A 6,061-nucleotide genomic window follows, 5' to 3' on the forward strand; every position below is an offset into this window, starting at 1 on the left:
GATCTCCGGCGAAAGGACCCTGCCATGCGTACCCGTCGTAGGTTGATCTGGTCTTTCCTGCTGTCGGCTGTTTTACTTTTCGCCGGCTCGGCAACGGCCGCCGGCGCCCCCGCCGAGCCGGCGGCCGAACCGCACACGCACACCCACGAGCACGCCGAGGAGCACGCTCACCTGGCGGACGACGCTGAGCACATGGCCGAGGATCTCGTGGGCACGCCGATGCGGGAGATCGAGCAGCAGACCGCAGAAAAGGCCAAACAGATCGAACGCCGAACCGGGGTACGGCCGGGGACGGCGCGCGTCACCAACCGGGCGCCGGCCGCCGATCCCGGGCAGTCGGGAGAGTGGAGCCCGGTCACCGCCACGTCGGTCGTCCCGGTGTTCCAGGCGGTGCTGCCGAACGGCAAACTGCTGATCTGGGACTCCGTCGGCGACAACGCGGCCGAGTCTTATCCGGATCACACCTTCACCCGGGCCATGGTGTGGAATCCGGCCGACAATACGAGCAAACGCGTCGACCTGCAAGGCTCCAACATCTTCTGTGCCGGCTTCGCGCATCTGACCAACGGCAACATTCTGATCGCCGGTGGAAACGCCAACGCCCAGCTGGCCGGAACGGTCCGCACCTATGTGTTCAACTGGCAGACCGAGACGTGGACCCGCGGGAAGGACATGGCCGCCGCCCGCTGGTATCCGGCGGTGACGCAGATGGCCAACGGCGAGGAGGTCATCATCGGCGGCGGTCCGACCACGGCGGAGGTGTACCAGGCGAACGGCGCCGTTCGCGCGCTGACCGGATTCACGAAATACGGCGCCCGCATGTATCCGTTCATGGGCTCGCGTCCCGACACCCAGCTCGGACTGATCGGCCCGTACCCGACCGGATACACCATCAACACCCCGGGAAACGGCGTGATCACGGGCACGGCGACCCGGGACGCCATCACCCGGGACTACGGCAGCTTCGCCACGTACGACATCGGCAAGTCGATCGTCGTCGGCGGCGGCAACATCACCGAGGGCGGCGTCGCGAAGGTCCCGAGCCGGACCGCGGTCCTGCTCAACAGCACCACCGGCCTGGTACCGACCTACGCGGCGACCGGTTCCATGGCGAGCGGACGCCGCCAGCACAACGCCACTGTGCTCGCCGACGGCTCGGTGCTGGCGACCGGCGGCATGACCAGCGCGGCAACCTCCGGCCTGGTCGACCTGAACCACGCCGCGACGGCCGCCGAACGCTGGGATCCGGCGACCGGCCAGTGGACCGTGCTGGCGAGCGCGAGCCGCATCCGGCAGTACCACTCGACGGCGGCGCTGCTGCCGGACGGACGGGTCATGACCGGAGGCGGCGGCATCTGCGGCATCTGCATGACCGTGGGATACCTGGAGAAGAACATCGAATACTTCAGCCCGCCGTACCTGTTCAAGAACGACGGCACCGGCGAGCCGGCGACCCGACCGACCATCTCGGCGGCACCGGCGAGCGTCGCCGTCAACACGAACTTCTCGGTCACGGTCGGCGAGGGTGCCGACATCAGCAAGGTGGCGCTGGTCGGCCTCAGCGACGTGACGCACGGCGTGGACCAGGGGCAACGCTACGTTCCGCTCAAGTTCACGGCCTCCGGCACGACCCTGACGGTCACCGGCCCACCGACCGGCGGCGTGACGCCTCCGGGCTACTACATGCTCTTCGTCATCAACTCCGAGGGCGTGCCGTCGATCGCGAAGATCGTCCAGGTCGCCAAGGGACCGAACCCCCTGATGAGCGGCGTGAAGACCGACACCCGATGCATCGACGTACCGTCGTCGGCGGTGGCGATCAAGACGTATCTGCAGGCGTACACGTGCAACAACACCAAGGCGCAGGCGCTGACCCGCCTGCCGAACGACAACACACTGCGGGTGCTGGGCAACTGCATCGACGTACCGTCGGCGACGTACGCGACCGGGCAGAAGATCTGGACCTACAGGTGCAACAACACCGCGGCGCAGACCTGGCAGTTCCGTACGGACGGCACGGTCCGGCCGCTGGGTAACACGGCGCTGTGCCTGGCGGCGGCCTCGACCGCGAGCAAGGCGGCGATTGTGATCGCCACCTGCAACGGCAGCGCCCTGCAGAAATGGACCTGGTAGGAACCACGAACGGCTTAGGGATGGGCGCGGCAGGTTGCAGACCTACGCGCCCATCGCGCTCGCCGGGTGGTAGATGTGGAGAGAGTCCAACTGCCGGGAAGGAAACTCCGATGAGCGCCACTGACCTGCGCAACGTTTATCGCGACTACCTCGAGGCAGTCAACGCCCGCGAGTTGCATCGCATGGCCGAGTTCGCTCACGACACCATCGTCTTCAACGGCGAGTCCGTCTCCCGCGACGAGTACGTCGCCGCTTTGCAGGAGGCGATGGATTCGGTGCAGAACCTCGTCTACCACCTCGAGGACCTGATCATCGAGGACGGCCGGGTGGCGGCCCGGCTGACCGACACCGGCACCCCCGTGAAGGAGTGGCTGGGACTTCAGCCCACCGGCCGCGACATCACGTTCACCGAGTACGCCTTCTACCACTTCCGTGACGGCCGCTTCGAGCGCATGTGGTATCTCCTCGACGCCCAGAGCATCAAGAAGCAACTGGGAGCCTGAGCACCACCTCAGTGGAGTGGCCGCCACGACGGGCGTTCGGCCTGCGCCGTCTGCGCCTCAGGCGCAACCCGAGGATCGCCGTTGTGCAGACCCGACCACCAGCGCTTGCCGTCGGCGACGAAATCCTCCAGCGCGACCGGAGTCCCATCGGCACGCAGCACCCGAAGCCGTTCGAACTCCACGACGCCCTCGCTGCAGTAGGCCACCTGGTCGCCGTCCTCCTCGCGGCCGCACTCATTGAACCAGTACAGGCTGTGCCGCGCCGGCGTCGACGCCAGTCCGAGGTCCAGGCTCACGAGCGCCGGCCAGTCGTCGGTCAACTCGGGCTCGTCCAGGAACCGCCAGCCATACATGGCGCCGGACCAGGACAACGAGGCCAGGAACTCATCCACCGCTTCCAGATCGGGCAGGGGCACGGCCGGCCCATAGGCGTCTGTCCCGATGCGGTCGCGACGGAGCAGAACCCGCGCCCTCGACGGCTCGGATAGGACGAGCATGCGGCGGGTGTCCGGATCAACCGGCCCGCGCTCAGGCGCCAAGAGGACATGGAGCAGCAGCACGATGTTTCCTGATCGCTGCTGCACACCCACCACGTCGGACTCGTTCAGCGCGACGTCGAGCTCACCCCACCAGGACTCACCCACCACTACAGCCCTTTCGACCACGGGATCCGATCGTTGCATCAACCAGCGCAGGACCCCGGCGATTACTGTGCCTCGCTGAATCATCGAACTCCGGCCAGTAGCTCCGTGAGCTGGAAGAATCACTGCAGGTGCGCCCCTTGAACGCGGCCATCGCCACATTCGGTGTTGCCCTCATCGTCACCGTTGCGACGTATCTCCTCGACGAGGACGGCACGCGGTACGCCGCCGAAGTGACGATGATGCTGGCGTTGGCGGTCTGCGCCGGGCTGGCCGGCTCATCGGGCGGTACGCCTGACCCTTGTCGCCTTCTGCCTTCTGCTGGCCGCCACGGCCGTGGTCGAGCTGGTCGGACACGCAATGCCTGTGCCTCCGCTGAGCCCTTTGGATGGCAGCGGCTGCCCGACCGACACGTATCCGAGCTACTGGCGTGGGCAACTGCGCTACGCACAACTCAGTGAAGTCATGCGGTTCGCCGCTGTCGCCTCAGCAACCTACGCCGTGGTCAAGTCATCCCGGCCGACGCGCAAGCGGTCGCGGCCCGCGCGCCTCGCCACCGTGGTGATAGTGGCCCTGCTGACACTTGTCGGGCTTTCACCCCTTGCCCAAGTAGCCGACGAGCCCGGGCTGCTGGTCGCGGCGTCACCCGGAGTGTTGTCGCTTCTCATGGTCGTCGCGTTGACCGTCACCGCGTTGAGGCGTGTCGGCGGGCGGTCGGACCACGCAGGCGTGCTCCTCGCTGTCAGCGCCGTCACGATGCTGCTCTCGGCGCTCATCGCCGTCGAGGCTCTGGCCGATGTTGAGCGACAGGCGACCATCCCCGACAACGCCATCGGGGAAGCACTCCGGGTCTGCTCCTTCGGGATCCAGGTGCCGCCTGCGCCGTTGCCGGGGTTGGCTGTCCTCTGGGCCGGAGGCGCCGTGTTGCTCTTCGCCGCGCCGGCTCTCTTCGTCTGGTCGGTGCTCAACCTGGGCGCACCTCTGCCGCCCACCGCCGAGCATGAAACCGCTGGGTAGGCGCTCCCGGGTGGGTCGAGATCAGTGTGCTGCGGTCGGGGACCCGCTGAGCAGCCGACCGCTCGGGCAGCGCGGCGGGTTGTCCTCGATCCGGAAGACGGGCGGGTCAGCGCTCGGTGCCAGGTACGTCACGTAGGACGTACCCCCATTGGTGCTGGTGACCTGCCCCGGCGCGTCGCCGCTCTCGGTCAACACAGAACCGTTCCGGAGGCCGGGTCCGTACGTCTTGGCCCGGCACTGGGAATCCCAGAACGTCAACGAGCCCGTTTCGACGGCGATGATCACCACGCCAGGATGATGGTGCCAGCCGGTGTAGCCGCCGGCCTCGAAAACGAACCGCTGGACGCGAACATCGGTCCGCTCGTTCGTCCGCACCTTGACCCCGTCGCTGTTGATCTTGACCTTGTGATCGAGGTTCGCCGTCACGAGGACGGGCGCGGTGAAGCCACTTCCGGGCGAGGCGAGAGCAGGTGGTGGCAGGAGGGCAGCTCCCAGGAGTAACACGGCTGGAGCGACCATGAGCAGGCGGCGGCGTTTCATCGGCACTCCTCAGTGATGTGGAGACCGAAGTGGTTCCCCGGCCTCAGTGCCAGTCGAGAACCCCCGCGCTGACACCATCCACCTGGCCGCTGACCCTGTCCATAGCTCGATCGGACGTCGCGGGAGACCCAGGAGGCCGCACTTCTTTCAGACCGTCGCTCGCTGCCGCGCCGGAACACCTGGGCGCGACCATCGCACCGTGGGGAGTCCGGGGGTCGCCCCCGGAGCCGGCATGGTGGGCGCGGTAGGTTTCGAACCTACGACCCCTCGCTTGTAAGATCGATCGACATTCGTCCAGGGATGTCCGAGGCGGTACGCTGACCGCCCTCGACCAGGGCGCGGCACAGACAGCAGGCGCTGCCGGACCTCGACGACCACCGGCGAACGTCGGCCGGATTGAGTCGAACTGAGACGACGACTGAGACGGGCCGACTCGGGTAAGGCTGACGACTGCCTCCGCCCTGCAGCCGGAGACTTACTTCCAGATCACTCCCACTCCCATCTTCAGTTCGGCGATCGGCAGCGGATTTACAACCCAAGCCCGTAACTGGTGCTGACCTGAGGCAGAGGTAGCCGGGGAGGCAGTCTCCTTTGCGTATTCTCCACAGGGCCCGACCGAAGTGCTGCAGCCAAGCGTGGATCGCTCCCGTAGTGTGAGGCCCACGATGGAGCTAGGTGACTTCGATCCCCGCGCCGTGGCGCTGCGCCTGCTGTGCAGCGAGGCCCCGGCGACGATCATGGGTGCGCCGGAGGACTGGCCGCGGTGGGAGGTCCTGCTGCCGCATGTACTGGCGGCGACAGATCAGATCGGCGAGACCGGTCACTTGTCGCTTCCGGGCCCGGGCCGTGAGCAGGCAGTACGGGACGGTTCGTGGCTGCTGGGTCGTGCCGCTATCTTTCTGCAGGTCCATGGACGGCCCGGCGAGGCCCGACCGCTGGCCGAACGAGCCCTGGCCATCGACGAGGCCGCCTACGGCCCCGACCACCCCGAGGTCGGCACCTACCTGAGCAACCTCGCCCTGATCCTGCGAGATCTCGGAGAGCTGCCGGACGCCCGTCGGCTGACCGAACGGGCCCTGGCCATCGACGAGGCCGCCTACGGCCCCGACCACCCAATCGTCGGCACCATCCTGAGCAACCTCGCCCTGATCCTGCGAGATCTCGGAGAGCTGCCGGACGCCCGTCGGCTGACCGAACGGGCCCTGGCCATCGACGAGGCCGCCTACG

At 67.3% G+C, this 6,061-nt stretch carries 6 protein-coding genes; 4 read left to right on the forward strand and 2 right to left on the reverse strand.

From position 1 onward, the window contains the following. Positions 1-24: 24 nt before the first annotated feature. Positions 25-2,133, forward strand: a complete 2,109-nt coding sequence (locus ACWEOZ_RS23145) for a galactose oxidase-like domain-containing protein (protein WP_451912756.1) — start codon at positions 25-27, stop codon at positions 2,131-2,133. A gap of 110 nt (positions 2,134-2,243) precedes the next feature. After that, positions 2,244-2,636, forward strand: a complete 393-nt coding sequence (locus ACWEOZ_RS23150) for an ester cyclase (protein ID WP_451912757.1) — start codon at positions 2,244-2,246, stop codon at positions 2,634-2,636. Between the two features lie 8 nt (positions 2,637-2,644). On the opposite strand, the gene ACWEOZ_RS23155 is transcribed toward ACWEOZ_RS23150, so the two are convergent. Further along, the gene (locus ACWEOZ_RS23155) at positions 2,645-3,280 is read right to left on the reverse strand and encodes a hypothetical protein (RefSeq protein WP_451912758.1); all 636 of its coding nucleotides are present in this window, start codon (positions 3,278-3,280) and stop codon (positions 2,645-2,647) included. A gap of 333 nt (positions 3,281-3,613) precedes the next feature. Here ACWEOZ_RS23155 and ACWEOZ_RS23160 point away from each other — a divergent pair, with 333 nt between their 5' ends. Then, the gene (locus ACWEOZ_RS23160) at positions 3,614-4,294 is read left to right on the forward strand and encodes a hypothetical protein (protein WP_451912759.1); all 681 of its coding nucleotides are present in this window, start codon (positions 3,614-3,616) and stop codon (positions 4,292-4,294) included. Positions 4,295-4,315: 21 nt separating this feature from the next. Here the strand turns inward: ACWEOZ_RS23160 and ACWEOZ_RS23165 are convergent, their stop codons facing one another. Then, a complete protein-coding gene (locus ACWEOZ_RS23165; RefSeq protein WP_451912760.1) occupies positions 4,316-4,834 on the reverse strand; it encodes a cupin domain-containing protein in 519 nt (172 codons plus the stop codon). A gap of 665 nt (positions 4,835-5,499) precedes the next feature. On the opposite strand from ACWEOZ_RS23165, the gene ACWEOZ_RS23170 reads away from it, so the two are divergent. Beyond that, a partial coding sequence (locus ACWEOZ_RS23170) for a tetratricopeptide repeat protein (RefSeq protein WP_451912761.1) occupies positions 5,500-6,061 on the forward strand: 562 nt, incomplete at its 3' end.

The sequence above is a fragment of the Actinoplanes sp. NPDC004185 genome (assembly GCF_053603475.1).

Excerpts from the sequence above, each read along its gene's own strand:
- ACWEOZ_RS23145 (WP_451912756.1), top strand. The coding sequence starts at position 25 with ATGCGTACCCGTCGTAGGTTGATCTGGTCTTTCCTGCTGTCGGCTGTT.
- ACWEOZ_RS23150 (WP_451912757.1), top strand. The coding sequence starts at position 2,244 with ATGAGCGCCACTGACCTGCGCAACGTTTATCGCGACTACCTCGAGGCA.
- ACWEOZ_RS23165 (WP_451912760.1), bottom strand. The coding sequence starts at position 4,834 with ATGAAACGCCGCCGCCTGCTCATGGTCGCTCCAGCCGTGTTACTCCTG.